Below are 21,017 nucleotides of genomic sequence, written 5' to 3'. Positions count from 1 at the left end.
TGAAGGCAACAAACAATATTTTGAAAAAATATATTTTAAAATTATCCTTTTTACTTGCAGCTGCATATTTATTAACAAACAATATTTATGAAGCAAAAAATTTACTATGAATTTAAAGATGTACTTGAATTAACTAAAATCAGTGAACGTACTTTTCGTTACCGTATAAAAGAACTCAAAACCAAGTATAAAGACCAACCAGATTTACTGTACAAAAAAAGGCATAGTTGGAAGATTCACATAAGTATCTTATTTGAATTTAATAACAAATACACTAACAAAAACTAAACTATGGAAATGACTATTGAAAATATCGAATTACTATACACACCTTACACCAAAAAACTATTAATAAATTACGTTAGTATTCAATACCAAGAAGAAGCTGACTACAGTGATGAAAGTTTAAAAATCGAACTTATCTGGTTACATGAAAATAATGAGTTAGACCAGTTAATTCTAGCAGAGTATTTATCATGTGAAGCAAGACAAATAGCTTAGTTAAATGAAAATTAATAGCAATAATTTTAAAGAGCAAGAAGAATCAATTTATAGTTCGCAAATTAAACAACAATTAATTTCTTTAATAAAGACAAAATATGAAGGACTTGAAGATGTTTTATATGAATCAATTTTAAAAGACTTTTCTTTATTGAAGGATGAAAACGGAGTGTTTCATATTATAATTCCAACTATTGGAAAACTTAAAACAAAATAAATATACACTACAGAGTACATTATTAATTAAACACCCTACCTATACCTACCACGGAGGGGAGACCTCTCTTATCCTCCCTCCCTAGAAGAGGTAATAAGTAGCACATAATGTTCTAAATGTACTTTTTTGTAGTTTTTCTCTCACCTACTAGCTAACATGCAATTTTAAAATTAGAGGCTTTAACTCTAAATAAAAGCTGTTTTAAAGGAATCACATTAAAGAGAAAGAAAAAATTTCAAGTAAAACACTATGTCTATATCTAAGAACATGCAATTATCATAAAAATATGAGTGCTATATTGCGTATTATAAATTGAACTGATGTCAAAGAAAAAAGTATATAAAAAATATAGGGCAATATATTTACCCAAAGTAATTGTAGACAATTTACTATTGAAACTTCATTTAGGACTTGGTGATTTTAATTATAAACCAGAAATATTCATTAGTATTTTAAATGATATCATTACAAAAAACTCCATTTTTAATAAAAAGGATAGCTCTTTAAACTTATTTTCACCTTTAGACTCTAGATATTTAAAGAGTAGGTATGGTAATGCTTATGTAAAGCATATTGATTTTTTAGCTAACAATAATATTATTTGGAACGATTATTATTTCAAAGGAAAAACAACATATTACTATCTATTAGAACTGAATAAATATATTGAAGAATATTATAAGCTATTATCTATTCATAATATAATTAGTAAAGATGTAGTTACTCCCAATTGTTTCACAATAATAGAATACAATCACTCTGAAAGCACCGAAATACCTAAAGATTACAACAGTCAAAAAAGTAGGATTTCAACTATTTGGTATGAAGTAAAAATATTGATTACCTCTAAAAACAAAAGCTATTTAACAAGTAGCTACAATGAGGATTCAAGTTTTATTAACAATGCTACGAAGCATATAAAAAAAATGGGAAGCCATTTCAGAAAGAATTTTAAAATTGATGCTGAAAAAGCTATTGACTTCACTACTAATGAATATTATAAAAATATTGATATCGCTAATAATAATGAAGAAAAGATAAAAGCGTATAATAAATACGCTTCAAGAATTTCGTCTATTAAAGCTATTGGTGGAGGTAAAAATTTAAAATCAATTTATTTTAAAAGAAATAAAACTAATAGAAGAATAGACACCAACTTAACTAATATGAGTAGTGATTTACGTCAGTTTATAATTGGTTATGAAAATATGGTCTATTTGGATTTAAAGAACTCGCAACCAGTGTTATTTAATATTCTATTGAAAGATTACTTAATAAATGCAACAGAAGATTTAAAGAAAGAGATTGAACAGTATTTCAATCTTACAATTAACGGAAATTGGTATGAACACCTACAAGAGCTATACGGTATAGCTAGAAAAGAATCTAAAGATTTGTGGATGAAGATAGCTTATTCGAAAAACAAAAGTTATAAGGAAGATAAAAAGGTTTTTAAAGAAGTTTATCCAAATATTTACAAAATCATCTCATCACAAAAAACTAAAAACTATGCTGAATTTGCCATAAAATTACAACAAATTGAATCAGATATTTTTATAAATAAAATTTGCAGAAAATTAGTAGAAAAAGAAGTTACTCCTTTTACTATTCATGATGCTTTGATAGTAAGAAAAGAAGATAAAAAAATCACCTTAGAAATTATGGAATCTGTTTTTAGAGATGTATTGGGAGTTGTTCCTGTTATTAGTGAGGAGTAATTAAATCTTGTTTATCAAAGGAGTTCCTTTGTATTCTTTTATTAGACCCAATAAATCCATAATAATCATTAAATTTTGTCTGTCTTTTACAGCTTCATATATTGTTTTGTAAGTATTAATAACTAATGGATTTTTATTAATACTTATTACAATATAATTTCTATTACCAACAACACATCTAACAGTATAATTTAAACCTTCATTTGAATTAAACCTAAATGTTCTACTTGTATTCATTAAGTTTTTTTTCTAAGTTTTTTTTAACAATTTAATATCAATGTCCATTTTTTTAATTTTGAAGAATTTATAATACTATAATTCGTCCAAATAACGTATAACATTACAGAAATTGAAGATACAAGAATTCCTAATAAAATATATTTATCACTATTAACACTAGATTCAAATTAGAAAATACAATGCAATAATCGTCCATGTTATAGAAGAGAGAATACTAATAATAGCTGTTATTTTTTATTTCATATTTTTTGCTTTTCGCATAACAATATAAGTTTTGTTATTAATCAAAATCAATTATATCTTCGGTTTTAAGTTGAATTATTTTATTTATGTTTTCATTAACTAATAAACCTTCATGATAAATATTTTGAATTTCTTTTTTTGTTACTTTAATTTCTTTACCTGTTTCATACTTTATTAATTCTTCTTGTATACTTATTTCTTCATTTATTTCTTTTTCTGTCATTTTTCTGACACTATTTAACCATATCCATTTAGTATGTGGTTTTTTTGATAAAAAAACTGAATAATCATCGTACCCTTTATATTTGACTTGAATTAAATGATATTTTTTATTGTTGAAGTTTTTTTCATTTCTTTCACCTAGTACTATTATCCTATCAATTATATTATTTACAGCTTCTTTATACTCTTGAAATTCCCAATTCTTGTTATAACTATTTATTTGATTACTGATGTTTAAAAGACGGTCATTTTCGATTTCTTTAATTCTTAACCTAGTATGCTCAATTTTAGTGTTTAATCCTTTAACATGTTCTTCAAGATTATTAAGTTTTTTTATAAATCTTGTTCTAGTAATATCATTAATGCCTTCTACAAATAATGATTTTTCAACGTTATCTCTAATATCCTCTTGTTCAATTATTTGTTCAGTTAATCTATTTAACTCTTCTTTATTTTCAATTAATGCAGTATCTTTTTTTTCTAAATTTTCAAGATGACTCAATAGTTCTTTATTTTTAAATAAATGACAGATAATAAAGCTTTCTAAATTAGTTATGTTAATACCAAAATTATCACAATTATGTTTCATTAATCGTTTAGATGCACATTGATAATAATTAGCTGAATACTTACTTGTTTTATTGTGATTCTTGTTATTATATTTTCTATTACCATTATATGCACGACCACACTTTTCACAAAAAATAATACCCTTAAGTAAAAAGCGATAATTTACTGATTTACCTTTCTTATGATTACTATTAGTCAATTTATTATTTACTTCGTTAAATAGTTCTTTTGAAATAATTGGTGGTACTGGATACACTACACCACCCCATTTTCTTTGACCTATATACCAAGTATTTTTTAACATATCATAAATGGTTTTTGATAACCATATTGATGTAGTTCTATCTACTTTAACTATTTTATTTTGTGATTTACTGAAATATTTTTTTTCATCTTTATATTCTTTATTACTGTACTGATTAGTTACCATTTTTTTCATTTTAGTCTCTACTCCATCAGCATTTAAAGTTTTAGCTATTTTTTCACAACCATATCCTTCTTTTGATAATTTAAATATTCTTTTAATTACACTACTCTCTTCCTCATTAATTATTGCTTTTTTTGTTATTGAGTCTGCTTGATAACCATAGGGTATAACACCCCATACATAACCTTGTTCAGCTTTAAGTCTCTGTGTTTTTTTTGTTTGATAAGATTGGTTGTTTGGTGTAAACTCGTCTATTGCGCCAAAAAATTGAATCATTAATTTATTACTAGGAAGATTCATATCAATGAGTCCTTTATCTCCTACAAATAAATTAATGTTATATTCTTCAATAATTTCTAAAAACTCCCCTAATATTTTTAATTTACGAGATATACGTGATTGATACCTAACATAAATAATACTTATATCCCCTTTTTTAATATCTTCAATTAGCAAGGATAGTTTTGGACGTTTTTTTATTGTTGTGCTACCTTTAACCCCTTCACCTTCATTATAAATTTTAAAATTATCTTTAAAACCATTATTAACAGCGTAGTGCGTACCCTCATTTATTTGATTTTCAATTGAATTATTCTCATCATCTTCAACAGAAAGGCGTGTATAAATAGCTAGCATACTTTAACTTTTTGTAAAAATATACTTAAATATAAACATACACAAATTAGTGCAGCATATCGTGCCTACCCGCAGTGTCTACTATTATATTTGTTATATTATTTTCTTCTAGTAACTGTGTATATTCATTAAAAACAGTTAAATTATTAAACCAGTTTTCATTTCTAACTTCTATTGCTAGCTTTATTTCTTTTGGCCAACTAATTACAAAATTTTGTAAACTATCAAAATTACTAGAATTAAACCCTTCATGCATTTGCAAAAAAATAGTACCTAATTTTTCTTGTAAATGAACTGCGTTATCTAAAAACAAATTTACAGAATCTTGAACACCTTGTAATCGTTTAAAATGACTAATATCTTGGTTTAACTTCGGAAAAAACTTAAATCCTTTCGATGTTTTTAATTGCCATTTTTCAAATTGTTCGGCTGAATATTGTCGATAAAATGTAGCATTTAACTCAATTGAATTAAACTGTTTCGAATAATACCCCAATTCATCTTTAGTTCCCTTCGGATAAAACCCTTTTAAATCGGCTTTATTCCACTTAGCACATCCAACATAAATATTTGGAGTATCAACTTTATTAAAAGAGCTTAATAGTTTTACTGTTTTTTGATGTGTTTTTGCTAATGTAAAATCGATTAACTCAGGATTGGGTACTTTTCCAAATTTCATAAAATTATGCGTTTTCTAAACCCTCTTCTATTTCTTTATTATCAATCATTTCAGGTCTAAACTCGCTCATTTTCTCATCATCTAATTTTTTAGCATAGCTATAACCAGATTTCCACCATTTTTTCATTTTTTCTTTATCAAAAACTAATGAATTGGTTGTTAAAACAGTTGGTGTATAATATAAGTTCAATTTTACACCATGTTGTTTAGCAGATAATTTTCCAATAGTAATATTATGACGCTCCACATTTTCTAGCATAAAATCAAACGTATCCATCATTAACGAAAACGGATTTTTAGCTGGCAATCTATTAATCTGTGTTACTTCAGTGGCTAAAATAACAGCATCAACTTCGGTAGCACCTCTTTCAATAGCTTCTCTTATCGGAATTAAACTTCCAAAACCACCATCTGCATATTGGCAGTAATCTTTTTCTAACAAACTCATAAACGGCACATAATTACACGAACCCCAAATCCAATCGCAAAAATCATCATATTCACATTCTAAAATCGATTTATATTCAATCTGGTTTGCTGTTAAATTAGAAACCGTAACTACCACTTCTTTATTTTTTGCACGAATTTCATCGTATATTTCTTTGGTAACTTTTTTCTTAATTAACTTTCGTAAATTCTTACTTTCTCCAAAAGTTTTACGTCCATTTAAAAAGTTCCAAAATGTATTGGTATGTCGTATAGATATAACTTTTTCTCCGTGAACAGATTTTACTCTAAACGGACTGTTACTAAAAATAGATTTTTGATTTACCGATGTATACAATTCTTTTAACTCATCAACCATTCCTAACGCTAAATGAGAAACCATTAAACTACCGGTTGATGTTCCTAAAAACATATCGTATTCTTTCTTCTTTTGTTTCATCAAAAACTGTGCAACACCTCCTGCAAATGCGCCTTTACTCCCACCTCCAGAAATTACCAATGCTTTTTTCATTGTTTTAATTTGATTTACCTATTTTTAGAATTGTAAAAATATCATAAAAAATGAAACGATTCTCACTTTTAATTTTAGTTCTTTTAATTTCTTTTTCTTGCAAAAAAAAACACCTACCAAGATCTTTTGATACTATTAAAATTACTGAATTTAAACAAGATAGCACAAGTATTCGTGCAATAAAAGCAATTACTAAAAATGAAATTCTTTTTGCTGGTTCAAAAGGAGATATTAGTAGTACCAAAGATGGAGGAAAAACTTGGGGTACGACATATGTTAAACACCAAGACACTATCACTCCACATTTCAGAAGCATAGCTTTTAATGGCCAAAATGCCTTTGCGTTAAGCATTGGTAATCCTGCTTTACTTTATAAAATAGATAATTCAACTAAAAAAACAACTTTAGTATACAAAGAAACTCATGAAAAAGTGTTTTACGACAGCATGAAGTTCTTTGCTGGTGGAAAACACGGAATCGCAGTTGGTGATCCTACCGAAAACTGTGCCTCTATTATTTTAACTTCGGATGGTGGAACTACTTGGACAAAACTTCCATGCAATAAACTACCTAATTTCGAAGAAGGTGAAGCTTTTTTTGCTGCAAGTAATACCAATATAAAAATTGTAAACAATACGGTGTGGATTGCTTCTGGTGGAACTAAAGCTAGAATTTTAAAATCTGTTGATTTCGGAAAAACTTGGGAAATATATAACACGCCTATTATTCAAGGTGATGGATCACAAGGGATTTATTCTATCGATTTTTATGATGAAAATAACGGGATTGCTATTGGTGGTAATTATGCAAAACCTAATGATAATTGTGCCAATAAAGCCATAACTACAGATGGAGGAAAAACATGGACTTTAGTTGCCGATAATCAAAATCCTAATTACAAAAGTTGTGTCCAATATGTACCTAATACTAACGGTAAAGAAATTTTTGCTGTGGGTAAAACCGGAGTTTCATTTTCTAACGATGGCGGGCATACATGGACAGAAGTAAGCAGCGACGCTTATTATACTATTCAATTTGTAGATAAAAATACTGCGTGGTTATCTGGACACCAAAAAATCGGGAAATTAGTCCTAAACAAATATTAATATTTTGTTAAAACAAAGACAACTTAATATTAAACAAATACCTTTATCACATAAACTAACTTAATTATCAATGAAAAAAATCCTCATGCTATTAGTATTCTTGTGTGTAACAACACTTTATGCACAAGAATACTTTCCAAGTAACACCGGAGTTAAAACTTCAAAAAATAAATTATTTGCGTTTACAAATGCAAAAATTTATGCTAGTCCGACTTATATTATTAAAAAAGGAACATTACTTATTAAAGACGGAAAAGTTTTAAACATAGGTAAATCTGTAAAAATCCCGAAAGGAACAGAAATTATTAATTTAAAAGGTAAAACTATTTATCCATCTTTTGTAGATGTCTACAGTACTTTTGGTGTAACAGCTCCAAAAAGAAAAAGCGGTAGAGGTCCACAATACGATGCTAGCAGAAAAGGATATTATTGGAACGATCATATTCGTCCTGATACTGATGCTTTTGAAGTTTTTAGTTTTGATAACAAAAAAGCTAAAGAATTAGTTAATTTAGGTTTTGGGGTTGTAAACACACATCAAAACGACGGAATTATGCAAGGTAACGGTGTATTAGTTGCTTTAAACAGCGTATCATCTGATGCATATCGTATTTTAAATAAAAAATCTGCAAACTATTTATCGTTTAGTAAAAGTAACAAATCTCGTCAATCCTACCCTACTTCTCGTATGGGTGCGATGTCTTTATTACGTCAAACTTACTCAGATGCAAACTGGTATGCTGGTGGAAATATCGATAATACAGATTTAGCTTTACAAGCTTTAAATGATAAAAAAGACCTTCCTCAAATATTTAGAGCCGGAAATTATTTAGATGATTTACGTGCTGATAAAATTGGTGATGAATTCGGAATTCAATACACAATTGTAGGTGGAGGAAACGAGTATGAACGTGTAAACGATATTAAAAATACGAATGCTACTTTTATTATTCCTATTAATTTCAGAAAAGCATACGATGTAAGTAATGCTTTTTTAGCGGATAAAATTGCGTTAAGCGATATGCGTAAATGGAATCAAGAACCTGCAAACCCTGCTGTTCTTGCTAAAAATAATGTACCATTTGCTTTAACTACTTTTCAATTAAAAAAAGTAGAAAACTTTAAGATCAACTTATACAAAGCAATAAAATTTGGATTGGATAAAACTACTGCTTTAAAAGCCTTGACTAGTGTTCCTGCTAAAATTTTAAAAAATGATAAAATAGGAAACTTAAATAAAGGTAGTTATGCTAACTTTTTAATTACTTCTGGTGATATTTTTGATAAAAACACTACACTTTACGAAAACTGGGTACAAGGAAACAAAAATGTTGTAAACGATATTACTATAAAAGATCTTTCTGGTGAATATACATTGGCAGTTAATGGTAATACCTATAAAATGTCTATCAGCGGAAAAGGTACAAAGCAAAAAGCTATCATTAAGAAAGACGGAAAAAAGGTAAACTCTAAATTTTCTTTTAAAGATGATTGGATGTCTATTACTTTAAGAGAAGGTGATGCTTTTACACGTTTATCTGGAATAGTAGATGCTAAAAACATTAAAGGTAAAGCTGTTACCAATACTGGTGATGAAACCAATTGGACAGCTACTTTCAACTCTAAAAAAGAAGGCAAAAAGAAAAAGAAGAAAAAAGAAGAAAACGTTAATGTTGTTGCTGTTTCTTATCCGAATATCGGGTATGGGAATTATACTAAAACTCAAAAAGAAACTATTTTAATCAAAAATACAACTGTTTGGACTTCTGAAAACAAAGAAATTTTAACCAATACTGATGTTTTAATTAAAGATGGAAAAATTTCTGAAATAGGTAAAAACATTTCTGTAAGAGGAGCTAAAGTTGTTAACGGTGAAGGAAAATATTTAACCGCTGGTATTATTGACGAGCATTCACATATTGCAACTTCTGCAGTAAACGAATCTGGTCATAATTCTACTGCCGAAGTTACTATTGAAGATGTTGTAGACCCGGATGATATTAATATTTACAGAAACATTGCTGGTGGGGTTACTTCTATTCAAATTTTACATGGTTCAGCAAATCCAATTGGTGGTCGTTCTGCAATTATCAAACTTAAATGGGGAGAAAATGCTGATGGATTAATCTATAAAAACAGTCCGAAATTTATCAAATTCGCCTTAGGTGAAAATGTAAAGCAAGCCAACTGGGGAGATTTACAAACCGTTCGTTTCCCACAAACACGTATGGGAGTTGAACAAGTGTATATCGATTATTTTCAGCGTGCTAAAGAATACGATGCTAAAAAGAAAAGCGGACAACCTTATCGTAAAGATATCGAGCTAGAAACGTTGGCTGAAATTATTAATAAAGAACGTTTTATTTCTTGTCACTCTTACGTGCAATCAGAAATTAACATGTTAATGAAAGTTGCTGAAAAATTTGATTTCAACATCAACACATTCACACATATTTTAGAAGGATACAAAGTAGCTGATAAAATGAAAGAACACGGTGTTGGTGGTTCTACTTTTGCAGATTGGTGGGCTTATAAATACGAAGTTAACGATGCAATACCTTACAATGCTGCAATTATGCATAACCAAGGAATAACGGTTGCTATTAATTCAGATGATGCTGAAATGTCGCGTCGCTTAAATCAAGAAGCTGCTAAATTGATAAAATATGGTGGATTAAGTGAACAAGAAGCTTGGGAAACTGTAACCATAAATCCTGCTAAATTATTACACTTAAACGATCGTACTGGTAGTATTAAAGTTGGTAAAGATGCAGATGTTGTTTTATGGAGCGGAAATCCTTTATCTGTTTACAGCAAAGCTGAAAAAACAATTATTGATGGAGCTGTTTATTTTGATATCGAAAAAGATAAAAAGAAACGTGTTACAATTAAGGCAGAACGTGCTAAATTGATTAACATGATGTTACAAGAAAAACTAAAAGGAGCTAAAACACAAGCACCTGTTAAGAAGTCTAAAAAATTATTTCACTGTGATACAGAATAAGAAACCTAAAACATTAAACATGAAAATTAAAGTTATATATAGTTTATTATGTTTCTTATTTATAGGAAATATAATAGCGCAACAAACACCCGCCGCAAAACAAACACAAGATTATAGTATCGAAGGAGCGACTGCTCATTTAGGAAACGGAAAAGTGATTGAAAATTCATTAATTATGTTTTCTGACGGAAAAATATCATTCGTTGGTAATACAATGATGAAAATTGCCAGAAAAGGCAAAGTTATAAATGCAAAAGGAAAACATGTGTATCCTGGATTTATTGCTGCAAACACTTCTCTAGGATTGGCAGAAATTGATGCTGTAAGAGCTACTGTAGATGCTGATGAAGTTGGTGCTATGCTACCTCACATTCGTAGTATTATTGCATACAATGCAGAAAGTAAAATAGTGGAATCTATGCGTCCTAACGGAGTTTTAATGGGACAAATTACACCTCGTGGTGGCGTTATTTCAGGAACTTCATCTGTAGTGCAATTTGATGCATGGAACTGGGAAGATGCTGCTTTAAAAACAGATGATGGAATTCACATGAATTGGCCAAGAGTTTTTAGTCGTGGACGTTGGTGGTTAGGAGAAGATCCTGGCTTAAAACCAAATAAAAACTACGCTAAAAACATCAATCAAATTACTGACTACATTAACAATGCAAAGACGTATTTAGCAGGTGATAAAGCTGCTAAAATTTTACCTTATGAAGCTTTACAAGGAGTCTTAAACGGTTCTCAGAAAATGTTTGTGCATGTAAACGGGCAAAAGGCAATTACTGATGTAATTAAAACCTTGAAAAAAGTAGGCATTAAAAACATCGTTATTGTACAAGGAAGTGAAGCTGAAAAAGTAGCCGATTTATTAAAGGAAAATAATATTCCGGTAATCGTATTACGCTCACATCGTCTACCGGGTGCCGAAGATGAAGACTATGATTTATCATACCGTACAGCAAAAGTACTAGTAGATGCAGGTATTACTGTCGGTATAGGTATGGAAGGGGAAATGGAACGTATGAGTACACGTAACTTACCTTTTTACGCAGGAACTTATGCTGCTTATGGTTTAGGTAAAGAAAAAGCATTGCAGTTAATTACACAAAACAATGCCAAAATTTTAGGCATTGATGATAAAGTAGGTACTTTAGAAGTTGGTAAAGATGCTACTTTATTTATCTCGGAAGGAGATGCGCTAGATATGCGAACCAATATTTTAACAGAAGCTTTTATTCAAGGTAGAAAAATTAGTTTAGAAACCCATCAAACAAAACTTTGGAAACGTTATTCTAATAAATATAAAAATCAATAAAAATAAAAAAGCTCGGTATCACTACCGAGCTTTTAATTCAAATCAATTTGTTAAAAATTATTAATAATAAATTTTAACCACAAAGTTTACGTTAACAAATTCATTATAAATATATACGAAAATCAATAGTATAAAATACTCAATATTGGGTATTTTTGTATTTATGAAACAAATTAGCAGCATACAGAATCCTTTTATTAAAGATTTATTAAAACTTCAAGATAAATCCCGAGAACGTAAAAAGAAAGGATTGTTTTTAGTTGAAGGCCAACGTGAAATATCCTTAGTAGTTAGCGGTGGCTATCAAATAGAAACTATTTTATTTGTAACTGATATGTTTTCTAACGAAAGTTTAGAAGAGCTATTGAAACATACTAAAAACTGTATAGAAATTACAAAAGAAATCTATCAAAAAATTGCTTATCGCGATACTACCGAAGGTGTGGTTGCTGTAGTAAAATCGAAAGATTATACTTTAGAGAGTATTCAATTTAATACCACTACTCCACTTGTTTTAGTTTTAGAAGGCATTGAAAAACCCGGTAATATTGGTGCTATGTTACGCACTGCGGATGCCGCAAATGTAGATGCAGTTTTTATTGCAAATCCAAAAACCGATTTATTTAACCCTAATATTGTGCGCTCTAGTGTTGGTTGTTTATTTACCAATCAAATCGGAGTTGGAACATCCGAAGAAATTATTGATTTTTTACAACAAAAAAACATCAATATTTACAGCGCTACGCTTCAAAATTCTAACGAATATCATAAAAACGATTATACAAAACCAACTGCTTTAGTTGTAGGTACCGAAGCAAACGGATTAACACAAATTTGGAGAGATAAAGCTACCCAAAACATTAATATACCTATGCAAGGACAAATAGATTCTATGAATGTTTCTGTAGCCGCTGCCATTTTAACTTTCGAGGCCAAAAGACAACGAGGGTTTTAAATATACTTTTTACACCATAATTTTATTGTCGTAACTCAAGTTTTTTAGTAATTTCGATTTTCTAAATAGTTTTAATGAAAGTCTGTATTGCCGAAAAGCCAAGTGTAGCTCGCGAAATTGCTAATATATTAGGAGCCAATACCAAACGAGATGGTTATTTCGAAGGTAATGGTTATGCCGTTACCTATACTTTCGGACATTTATGTACACTTTTAGAACCTAAAGACTACAAACCACATTGGAAAAGTTGGGATTTAAACAACTTACCCATGCTTCCCGAGCGTTTTAATACCAAAGTAACCAACGATGGCGGTATAAAAAAACAATTCAATATCGTTAAATCCTTATTTGAAAGAGCTGACGTTGTTATAAACTGTGGGGATGCTGGTACAGAAGGAGAATTGATACAACGTTGGGTAATAAACCAAGCAAATTACAAAGGAGAAGTACAACGTTTATGGATTTCTTCACTAACCGAAGAAGCTATTAGAGATGGTTTTAACAATTTAAAACCTGCCGAAAAATACGATAATTTATATTACGCAGGTTTTTCTCGTGCCATTGGCGATTGGCTTTTAGGCTTAAATGCAACACGATTATATACTGTTAAATTTGGTGGCTACAAGCAAGTATTATCGGTAGGTAGAGTGCAAACTCCTACCTTAGCAATGTTGGTAAATCGTTTTAATGAAATTCAAAATTTTAAACCACAACCTTATTGGGAACTGCAAACTTTATATCGCAATACGCTTTTTAGCTACGAAGAAGGACGTTTTTTAAAAAAAGAAGAAGGTCAGATTTTTGCTGATAAAGTAAAAGAAAGCGATTTCGAAATTACTTCGGTTACCAAAAAGAAAGGAAAAGAATATGCTCCTAAATTATTTGATTTAACGGGCTTACAAGTATATTGCAATAATAAATTCGGGTTTTCTGCGGATGAAACCTTAAAAATAGTTCAGAAACTTTACGAAATGAAAGTAGTTACCTATCCTAGAGTTGATACTACTTTTTTACCGAATGATGTGTACCCTAAAATAGCAGGAATATTAACCAAATTAACAGACTACAGCGAGTTAACAAAACCGTTATTAGGGCAAAAAATAAAGAAATCTAAAAAGGTTTTTGACGATAAAAAAGTAACCGATCACCACGCTATTATTCCTACCGGAATTCAAAATAATTTACAATATAATCAACAACAAGTGTATGATATTATTACGCGTCGTTTTATTGCTGTTTTTTATCCAGAAAGTGAGGTTGCAAATACTTCGGTAATTGGTGAGGTTGACAAAATAGCTTTTAAAACAAGCGGAAAGGAAATTGTATCTAAAGGATGGCGTGTTGTATTCGAATACGGAAATGATACTAAAAAAACAGAAGCAAACACCTTACCTGCCTTTGTAAAAGGTGAAAAAGGACCGCACGAACCTAGTTTTTTAGAAAAAGAAACCAAACCTCCACGTAATTATACCGAAGCAAGTTTATTACGTGCTATGGAAACTGCTGGTAAACAGGTTGATGATGATGAAATGCGTGAATTAATGAAAGAAAACGGTATTGGTCGTCCGTCAACTCGTGCAAGTATTATTGAAACGTTATTCAGAAGAAAATATATCGAGCGTCAAAAAAAATTAGTAATTCCTACCCAAACAGGAATTGATTTAATTGATTTGATAGATAATGAATTACTAAAATCTGCTGAATTAACAGGTCGTTGGGAAAAACGCTTGAAAGAAATTGAACGTGGTGATTTTAATGCCGGTATTTTCATCAATAATATGAAAAAAATGGTGGATGAATTGGTGTATGAAGTCCGTTCTAGCAATAAAACAAAACGACTGTCTTCTGAAAATGAAACTCCGAAAGTAAAACATAAAAAAGCTACTTCAAAGAAGAAAACAGTCGTTGCTAAAGAGTGTCCGAAATGTAAAAAAGGACAATTATTAAAAGGAAATACAGCCTACGGATGTTCTAGTTACAAAAATGGATGTGATTTTAAATTGCCTTTTAGTTTTATGGATAAAAAAATATCTGAAACGCAACTAATTCGTTTAATCGATAAAGGATGTACCACTAATTTAAAAGGTTTTAAACAAGGCAAAGATAAAGTTGAAGGTTTGGTTCGTTTTGATGCTAATTTCAATTTAAAGCTAGAGCAAAAACAAACGTCCGTTAAATCACAATCGAAAATATCTGAAGTTGCTGACATTATTACTTGTCCTAAATGTAAAAAAGGAACTATTTTAAAAGGAAAATCTGCTTACGGATGCTCTAATTATAAAAATGGGTGTGATTTTGTTTTTACGTTTGATAACATCAAAAAAATAGCTAACGGACAAGCATTGACTAAAGAGTTGGTTTTTAAAATTATAAGTTCAAATTAGTACTTAACGTCATTCTTAACTTGTTTCAGAATCGCATCCTATAAACAGAAATAAATCTGTTTGTATGATAACTTAAAATATATTTAGGTTGACATAAAATATCCGCTTTTAAAAATCAAGAAATATTAAAATTCATCTTTCTGAACTTGTTTCAGAATCGCATCCTATAAAACAAGAATCTCCTTCTGAAGATTTGAAACGAATTCTAGCTAACAATTCTTTCTATTTATTAAGCTCTTTATAATAATGTGCTGTTAACTTATCAGGGTTTTTAATAGTATTTTTAATCCATTCGAAATACAACTCTTTCTTTTCTGAATCACTTAATTGCCATTCGACATTTGTTTTCTTCAATCGAGAAGTTACATCATTTAAAGTAACTGCAGCTGCAACCGAAATATTTAAACTTTCGGTAAAACCAACCATCGGAATTTTTAAAAAACCATCAGCTTCTTGTTTAATATAATCTGATATTCCGTCTTTTTCAGCTCCAAAAACAAAAGCAGATTTTTTAGTAACATCAAAATCGGCCAAAACACACGAATCGGTATGAGGAGTAGTACCAATTATTTGATATCCTTTTGCTCGTAAGTCTTCTAAACAAGTTTTGGTATTATTTCCATCTTCTTTATAACGGTTAATATTTAACCATTTTTGACTTCCTTTTGCTACATGTCGAGAAACTTTATTGGTAAATTTATTTTCAATAGCATACACATCTTGTACTCCAAAAATATCACAACTTCTTACCACAGCACTTGCGTTATGAGGCTGAAAAATATCTTCTAATACAACTGTAAAATGACGTGTTCGTTCATTTAAAACTTTATAAAATGTTTCTTTTCTTTTATCTGTAATAAAACCTTCTAAATACGCAAATAATCCTTCGTCAATCATAGTACAAACATACTAAAATTTCATATTTTAGTAATACGTTTTAAAATTGCTATTTATGAAAGAATATATTAAACATTTTCAGTATGAAATTAAAAACACTGTCAATTTAAAAACTAATATCAAAAAGTATTTTGACACTTATAATTTTAAACTAGAAAAAGAAAATGAAAATCAAATTATTTTTATAAAAAAATGGTCTTTTTTTAGCGGATATACCTTAAACCCTCTAAATTTAAAAACAAAAATTGATATTAATATACATGAAAGTAAAAGTATTTCAATTAATTACCAAGTAACTTCTGACGGCTTTGGGTTTATTACTCCCATTGCATTTTCGTCATTTTATGAATGCTTTTTATCTAATTTAAAGCTGTTTTTGAGCACAAAAAAAAGTTATGTAACCAAAAATGAATTATTGATCAAATCTGCAAAGAAAAAAATGCTTTTTTACATTGGTTTAATGCTTATAGGAACAAGTGTCAGCTTTTTTTTAGGCCATCGTTTATCTAATCTTAGTGGAAACAAATTACTATATTATTTTGGATTTATAATTGGTGTAAAAATTACCACTGTACTTATAAATAAGTATTTAATTAAAACAAATACTTTAAAGAAACAATAGTTATAATGAAAAAAAGAGTCGTAGTATTAACTGGTGCGGGAATTAGCGCTGAAAGCGGAATAAAAACCTTTAGAGATGCTGATGGTTTGTGGGAAGGTCATGATATTTATGAAGTTGCTACCCCTGAAGGATTTGATAAAAACCCTGAACTAGTGCTTGATTTTTACAATCAACGAAGAAGACAATTATTAACTGTTTCACCTAATAAAGCACATTATAATCTTGTAAAACTAGAAGAAGATTACCATGTTAATATAATTACTCAAAATGTAGACGATTTACATGAACGTGCTAAAAGTACCAACGTTATACATTTACACGGCGAATTATTAAAAGCAAGAAGTTCAAAAAATAAAAACGATATTTTTGAATGGAAGAAAGATATAATTTTAGGTGATTTAGCGAATGATAAAAGCCAATTACGACCACATATTGTTTGGTTTGGTGAAGATGTACCAATGTTAGAAAAAGCTATTGAAATTACTTTAAAAGCCGATATTTTAGTTATTATTGGTACTTCGATGCAAGTATATCCTGCGGCTAGTTTAATTGATTATATTTCAGAAAACACGCCTATTTATTTTATCGACCCAAAACCTGTGGTAAACAAAAACGCCTTTAGTAATTTAACAATTATTAAAGACGTTGCTAGTTTAGGAACCAATAAGTTACTTACGATGTTAAGCGATTAAAATACTCGTAAATTTCGCCTTTAGAAATAGTACTTCCTTTTTCTATCAAATCGAAAATTTCGGTATTTCTTTCTTGATCATATTTTTTTGTTCCTGTAAAAAACTCTATTTTTTCGTCATTTGGGTTTTTCATCAACCATTCAAAACCTTCTTGCTGTAATAAATTTATTTCTTTATCAATTTTAATAACAATACGGTGAATTTCTTCTTCATCACATTTAAATAAATTCACCACTTTTGGAGAAAAATGTTCTAAATGTGTTGTTTTGGTAAGTACATCATCCCAAACAACATCGCTAAAAACATTCATTTCATCCTCAGCCACTTTAGGTTTCTCCTCTTTTAACTCCTTCCATTCTTTGGCATCAATACTTTGTGAGGCTAAAAAACGAGCAAATTCTTCATGTAATCCTTCAAATTGTTCTTTGGTAAGTTGTCTATACTTCATTTGGCAATTTTAATAATAAATTAGGGTCTGGACAATTATTTTTATAAAAGTCTAATGTTTTTATTGATGAAACTCCCGGATAATCACCAAGCTTACCTTCCATATCAATTATAAGTTGAAAATGTAAATGCGGTGCATAATCTCCATTTACTGAGTTATCACCTAACACTGCTATTTTTTCACCTTTTGATACTTTATCTCCGATATTTAAATTTTTAAGTGAACTTTCAGATAAATGACCATAAAGTGAATAAAAAACACGATTATCAATAACGTGTTTTAGAATAATTGTTGGACCATAATCACCGTGATTTTTATTGTTTTTAAAGCTATGTATTTTGCCATCTAAAACAGCTAAAACAGCGGTATTAGCATCGCACCATAAATCGATACCTAAATGAATATTGCGTTGATTTTCTTTAGATTGTTTATTAAAATATTCACTTCTATTATAAATATCTCTAGTTTCTAAATAGCCTCCAAAAGCAAGTAATTTATCGTTTACTTTTAGATAGTTATTAATATAAACCTCCCATTCATCAGAAGAAGAAACATCAAAGGTTAAATCTTTATTTGTACTTGCTATTGAAATAGGAATGTATTTAGTAATTGGTATATTTTTATCAATTACGAATAGTGGTTTTTCTGAAATGTTATTTAGCAAATTTATCATTTAACAAAAATAAAAAACTCCAGATAAAATCTGGAGTTCTTTCAAAAGATTAATGATGACTATTTTAAGCGTTTTGTTTCTTTATTAAATTCAAAGCAGAACCTTCATTATACCATTCTATTTGTCCTTCATTATATGTATGATTTGCAATAATTATATTTTTTGATCCATCAGCATGAACAACTTCAATAGTTAAAGGTTTATTAGGTGCAAAATCTTGTAAATTAATAAAATTAAAGGTATCATCTTCCTGAATTAAATCGTAATCTGTTTCATTTGCAAATGTTAACCCTAACATTCCTTGTTTTTTTAGGTTTGTTTCATGAATACGGGCAAATGATTTTACTAAAACTGCTGCAACTCCTAAATGTCTTGGCTCCATTGCCGCATGTTCTCTTGATGAACCTTCACCATAATTATGATCTCCCACAACTATAGAATATATTCCTGCAGCTTTATATTTACGTGCTATGTCTGGCACCCCACCATACTCGCCATTTAATTGATTTTTAATAAAATTGGTCTTTTTACCAAAAGCATTTACAGCTCCTATTAAACAGTTATTAGAAATATTATCTAAATGACCACGAAAACGTAACCATGGCCCTGCCATAGAGATATGATCTGTCGTACATTTTCCGTAGGCCTTTATTAACAATTTTACACCATTTAGTTGGTTTCCTATAGGGGAAAATGGAGTTAATAATTCTAGTCTTTCTGAAGTTGGACTTACTTTAATTTCCACACTACTACCATCTTCTTCAGGTGCTAAATAACCATCATCTTTTACTTCAAAACCTTTTGGAGGTAATTCCCATCCTGTTGGTTCATCAAACATTACTTTTTCACCTTTTTCATTTATTAACGAATCTGTCATTGGGTTAAAATCTAAACGACCAGCTATAGCAATAGCAGCTGTTAATTCGGGTGAAGCAACAAATGCATGTGTATTTGGGTTACCATCGGCACGTTTTGCAAAATTTCTATTAAATGAATGCACAATACTATTTTTTGGTGCATTTTTAGGGTCACTATATCTTGCCCATTGTCCAATACAAGGACCACAGGCATTGGTGAAAATTTTCGCATCTAATTTTTTAAATAAATCTAAAATCCCGTCTCTTTCAGCCGTATATCTAACTTTTTCTGAACCAGGGTTAATTCCCAATTCTGATTTCATTTTTAACCCTTTATCTAAAGCTTGTTTTGCTATTGATGAAGCTCTTGATAAATCTTCATAAGACGAGTTTGTACAAGAACCTATTAAACCCCACTCTACTAGTAAAGGCCAATCATTTTTATTTGCGATTGCAGTCATATCAACTCCTGCTTTTGTAGATAAATCTGGTGTAAACGGTCCATTTAATAATGGTGTTAATTCTGACAAGTTAATTTCTATAACTTGATCAAAATATAATTCAGGATTTGCATATACTTCGTCATCTCCTGTTAAGTATTCTTTTACTTTATTTGCTTCATCAGCAACATCACTTCTATCAGTGGCACGCAAATAACGCTCCATAGATTCATCATAACCAAAAGTTGATGTGGTTGCTCCTATTTCAGCTCCCATGTTGCAAATAGTACCTTTACCTGTACAAGACATATTTTTAGCTCCTTCACCAAAATACTCTACAATTGCATCTGTACCTCCTTTTGCAGAAACAATACCAGCTACTTTTAAAATAACATCTTTTGGTGCTGCCCATCCAGAAATTTTTCCTGTTAATTTTACACCTATTAATTTCGGAAACTTCAATTCCCAAGGCATCCCTGCCATTACATCTACTGCATCCGCGCCACCAACGCCAATGGCTACCATTCCTAACCCACCAGCATTTACGGTGTGAGAATCGGTTCCAATCATCATTCCTCCAGGAAACGCATAATTTTCTAACACTACTTGATGTATAATTCCTGCGCCTGGTTTCCAAAAACCAATTCCGTATTTATTAGAAACCGACTCTAAAAAATTAAAAACTTCGCTACTAACATTGTTTGCATGCTTTAAATCTTTTACAGCGCCTTCTTTTGCTTGTATTAAATGGTCGCAATGTACCGTTGTTGGCACGGCTACTTTCTTTTTACCAGCTTGCATAAATTGTAGTAACGCCATTTGTGCTGTTGCGTCTTGACATGCAATACGGTCTGGAGCAAAATCTACATAATCTTTACCTCTTACAAATGTTTTTTTTGGATTACCGTCCCACAAATGAGTATAAAGTATTTTTTCAGAAAGTGTTAAAGGTTTTCCAGTAATTTTTCGAGCTGTATCAACTCTGTCAACTACTTTAGCGTATACTTTTTTAATCATGTCAATGTCAAATGCCATAAGAATTTAATATATTTAAATGGTTATACTTTTTCTATTTCACCAAGATACAAAATATATTATTTATTTATTTTTTATGATATACGTAATACTGATAGTTTTATAGGATTTTTTGATTGAAATTTATTGTAACAAACATCTTAATTTTAAAAAATTACTATTGCTCGGGTTAGGG

The 21,017-nt window shown here is 29.8% G+C and carries 19 protein-coding genes; 11 read left to right on the top strand and 8 right to left on the bottom strand.

Translation table 11 applies throughout. The annotated features are described in order from the left end of the window. Positions 1–87 precede the first annotated feature (87 nt). The 4 genes from BA195_RS11750 to BA195_RS11735 all read left to right on the top strand — a co-directional run bounded on the left by BA195_RS11750 (position 88) and on the right by BA195_RS11735 (position 2,436). A complete protein-coding gene (locus tag BA195_RS11750) occupies positions 88–288 on the top strand; it encodes a hypothetical protein (protein WP_068705706.1) in 201 nt (66 codons plus the stop codon). 3 nt (positions 289–291) lie between these two features. Next, complete coding sequence (locus BA195_RS11745; RefSeq protein ID WP_068705704.1) at positions 292–501, top strand: hypothetical protein; 210 nt, start codon at positions 292–294, stop codon at positions 499–501. A 4-nt stretch (positions 502–505) separates the two neighbouring features. Continuing rightward, entirely contained in the window at positions 506–718 is a 213-nt protein-coding gene (locus tag BA195_RS11740) for a hypothetical protein (RefSeq protein WP_068705702.1), read from the top strand. Positions 719–1,038: 320 nt separating this feature from the next. After that, the gene (locus tag BA195_RS11735; protein WP_068705700.1) at positions 1,039–2,436 is read left to right on the top strand and encodes a hypothetical protein; all 1,398 of its coding nucleotides are present in this window, start codon (positions 1,039–1,041) and stop codon (positions 2,434–2,436) included. Here the strand turns inward: BA195_RS11735 and BA195_RS11730 are convergent, their stop codons facing one another. The 4 genes from BA195_RS11730 to BA195_RS11715 form a co-directional block, all read right to left on the bottom strand. Continuing rightward, complete coding sequence (locus tag BA195_RS11730) at positions 2,437–2,673, bottom strand: hypothetical protein (protein WP_068705698.1); 237 nt, start codon at positions 2,671–2,673, stop codon at positions 2,437–2,439. 283 nt (positions 2,674–2,956) lie between these two features. After that, positions 2,957–4,774 (bottom strand): recombinase family protein, encoded by a 1,818-nt coding sequence (locus BA195_RS11725; RefSeq protein WP_068705696.1) that lies wholly within the window; start codon positions 4,772–4,774, stop codon positions 2,957–2,959. A 46-nt stretch (positions 4,775–4,820) separates the two neighbouring features. Beyond that, positions 4,821–5,453, bottom strand: coding sequence for a DUF72 domain-containing protein (locus BA195_RS11720; RefSeq protein ID WP_068705694.1), 633 nt, complete (start codon positions 5,451–5,453; stop codon positions 4,821–4,823). Between the two features lie 4 nt (positions 5,454–5,457). Then, positions 5,458–6,411 (bottom strand): patatin-like phospholipase family protein, encoded by a 954-nt coding sequence (locus tag BA195_RS11715; protein WP_068705692.1) that lies wholly within the window; start codon positions 6,409–6,411, stop codon positions 5,458–5,460. A gap of 50 nt (positions 6,412–6,461) precedes the next feature. On the opposite strand from BA195_RS11715, the gene BA195_RS11710 reads away from it, so the two are divergent. The 5 genes from BA195_RS11710 to BA195_RS11690 all read left to right on the top strand — a co-directional run bounded on the left by BA195_RS11710 (position 6,462) and on the right by BA195_RS11690 (position 15,178). Beyond that, complete coding sequence (locus BA195_RS11710; protein WP_068705690.1) at positions 6,462–7,517, top strand: WD40/YVTN/BNR-like repeat-containing protein; 1,056 nt, start codon at positions 6,462–6,464, stop codon at positions 7,515–7,517. A 70-nt stretch (positions 7,518–7,587) separates the two neighbouring features. Continuing rightward, positions 7,588–10,521, top strand: a complete 2,934-nt coding sequence (locus tag BA195_RS11705) for an amidohydrolase family protein (protein ID WP_068705685.1) — start codon at positions 7,588–7,590, stop codon at positions 10,519–10,521. A gap of 19 nt (positions 10,522–10,540) precedes the next feature. Then, positions 10,541–11,839, top strand: a complete 1,299-nt coding sequence (locus BA195_RS11700; RefSeq protein WP_068705683.1) for an amidohydrolase family protein — start codon at positions 10,541–10,543, stop codon at positions 11,837–11,839. Between the two features lie 163 nt (positions 11,840–12,002). Continuing rightward, positions 12,003–12,794: a TrmH family RNA methyltransferase gene (locus tag BA195_RS11695; RefSeq protein ID WP_068705681.1), complete on the top strand. Its 792-nt coding sequence runs from the start codon at positions 12,003–12,005 to the stop codon at positions 12,792–12,794. A gap of 74 nt (positions 12,795–12,868) precedes the next feature. Beyond that, positions 12,869–15,178 (top strand): type IA DNA topoisomerase, encoded by a 2,310-nt coding sequence (locus tag BA195_RS11690; protein ID WP_068705679.1) that lies wholly within the window; start codon positions 12,869–12,871, stop codon positions 15,176–15,178. A gap of 222 nt (positions 15,179–15,400) precedes the next feature. On the opposite strand, the gene BA195_RS11685 is transcribed toward BA195_RS11690, so the two are convergent. Next, complete coding sequence (locus BA195_RS11685; RefSeq protein ID WP_068705677.1) at positions 15,401–16,075, bottom strand: TrmH family RNA methyltransferase; 675 nt, start codon at positions 16,073–16,075, stop codon at positions 15,401–15,403. Between the two features lie 55 nt (positions 16,076–16,130). Here BA195_RS11685 and BA195_RS11680 point away from each other — a divergent pair, with 55 nt between their 5' ends. Beyond that, a complete protein-coding gene (locus BA195_RS11680) occupies positions 16,131–16,697 on the top strand; it encodes a hypothetical protein (protein ID WP_068705675.1) in 567 nt (188 codons plus the stop codon). 5 nt (positions 16,698–16,702) lie between these two features. Further along, positions 16,703–17,389, top strand: a complete 687-nt coding sequence (locus BA195_RS11675; RefSeq protein ID WP_068705673.1) for an SIR2 family NAD-dependent protein deacylase — start codon at positions 16,703–16,705, stop codon at positions 17,387–17,389. Here BA195_RS11675 and BA195_RS11670 read toward each other — a convergent pair. The 3 genes from BA195_RS11670 to BA195_RS11660 all read right to left on the bottom strand — a co-directional run bounded on the left by BA195_RS11670 (position 17,370) and on the right by BA195_RS11660 (position 20,842). Next, positions 17,370–17,837 carry a DUF6495 family protein gene (locus BA195_RS11670; RefSeq protein ID WP_068705671.1) on the bottom strand — a complete coding sequence of 156 codons (468 nt, stop codon included), beginning with the start codon at positions 17,835–17,837 and terminating at the stop codon, positions 17,370–17,372. The two genes, BA195_RS11675 and BA195_RS11670, sit on opposite strands and share 20 nt — an antisense overlap. Next, entirely contained in the window at positions 17,827–18,510 is a 684-nt protein-coding gene (locus BA195_RS11665; protein ID WP_141677709.1) for a peptidoglycan DD-metalloendopeptidase family protein, read from the bottom strand. Before BA195_RS11665 ends, BA195_RS11670 begins: the two co-directional genes overlap by 11 nt. Positions 18,511–18,574: 64 nt before the next feature. Further along, positions 18,575–20,842: an aconitate hydratase gene (locus BA195_RS11660; RefSeq protein WP_068705669.1), complete on the bottom strand. Its 2,268-nt coding sequence runs from the start codon at positions 20,840–20,842 to the stop codon at positions 18,575–18,577. Positions 20,843–21,017 lie beyond the last annotated feature (175 nt).

The sequence above is a fragment of the Tenacibaculum soleae genome (genome assembly GCF_001693415.1).
In the GTDB taxonomy this organism is placed as follows: Bacteria; Bacteroidota; Bacteroidia; order Flavobacteriales; family Flavobacteriaceae; genus Polaribacter; species Polaribacter soleae.
The sequence above is the reverse complement of the archived record's forward strand: the minus strand, read 5'-3'. Positions and strand labels throughout refer to the sequence as shown.

Excerpts from the sequence above, each read along its gene's own strand:
- BA195_RS11685 (WP_068705677.1), bottom strand. The coding sequence starts at position 16,075 with ATGATTGACGAAGGATTATTTGCGTATTTAGAAGGTTTTATTACAGAT.
- BA195_RS11665 (WP_141677709.1), bottom strand. The coding sequence starts at position 18,510 with ATGATAAATTTGCTAAATAACATTTCAGAAAAACCACTATTCGTAATT.
- BA195_RS11700 (WP_068705683.1), top strand. The coding sequence starts at position 10,541 with ATGAAAATTAAAGTTATATATAGTTTATTATGTTTCTTATTTATAGGA.
- BA195_RS11680 (WP_068705675.1), top strand. The coding sequence starts at position 16,131 with ATGAAAGAATATATTAAACATTTTCAGTATGAAATTAAAAACACTGTC.
- BA195_RS11730 (WP_068705698.1), bottom strand. The coding sequence starts at position 2,673 with ATGAATACAAGTAGAACATTTAGGTTTAATTCAAATGAAGGTTTAAAT.
- BA195_RS11740 (WP_068705702.1), top strand. The coding sequence starts at position 506 with ATGAAAATTAATAGCAATAATTTTAAAGAGCAAGAAGAATCAATTTAT.
- BA195_RS11690 (WP_068705679.1), top strand. The coding sequence starts at position 12,869 with ATGAAAGTCTGTATTGCCGAAAAGCCAAGTGTAGCTCGCGAAATTGCT.
- BA195_RS11750 (WP_068705706.1), top strand. The coding sequence starts at position 88 with ATGAAGCAAAAAATTTACTATGAATTTAAAGATGTACTTGAATTAACT.
- BA195_RS11710 (WP_068705690.1), top strand. The coding sequence starts at position 6,462 with ATGAAACGATTCTCACTTTTAATTTTAGTTCTTTTAATTTCTTTTTCT.
- BA195_RS11735 (WP_068705700.1), top strand. The coding sequence starts at position 1,039 with ATGTCAAAGAAAAAAGTATATAAAAAATATAGGGCAATATATTTACCC.
- BA195_RS11670 (WP_068705671.1), bottom strand. The coding sequence starts at position 17,837 with ATGAAGTATAGACAACTTACCAAAGAACAATTTGAAGGATTACATGAA.
- BA195_RS11705 (WP_068705685.1), top strand. The coding sequence starts at position 7,588 with ATGAAAAAAATCCTCATGCTATTAGTATTCTTGTGTGTAACAACACTT.
- BA195_RS11720 (WP_068705694.1), bottom strand. The coding sequence starts at position 5,453 with ATGAAATTTGGAAAAGTACCCAATCCTGAGTTAATCGATTTTACATTA.
- BA195_RS11660 (WP_068705669.1), bottom strand. The coding sequence starts at position 20,842 with ATGGCATTTGACATTGACATGATTAAAAAAGTATACGCTAAAGTAGTT.
- BA195_RS11745 (WP_068705704.1), top strand. The coding sequence starts at position 292 with ATGGAAATGACTATTGAAAATATCGAATTACTATACACACCTTACACC.
- BA195_RS11695 (WP_068705681.1), top strand. The coding sequence starts at position 12,003 with ATGAAACAAATTAGCAGCATACAGAATCCTTTTATTAAAGATTTATTA.
- BA195_RS11715 (WP_068705692.1), bottom strand. The coding sequence starts at position 6,411 with ATGAAAAAAGCATTGGTAATTTCTGGAGGTGGGAGTAAAGGCGCATTT.
- BA195_RS11675 (WP_068705673.1), top strand. The coding sequence starts at position 16,703 with ATGAAAAAAAGAGTCGTAGTATTAACTGGTGCGGGAATTAGCGCTGAA.
- BA195_RS11725 (WP_068705696.1), bottom strand. The coding sequence starts at position 4,774 with ATGCTAGCTATTTATACACGCCTTTCTGTTGAAGATGATGAGAATAAT.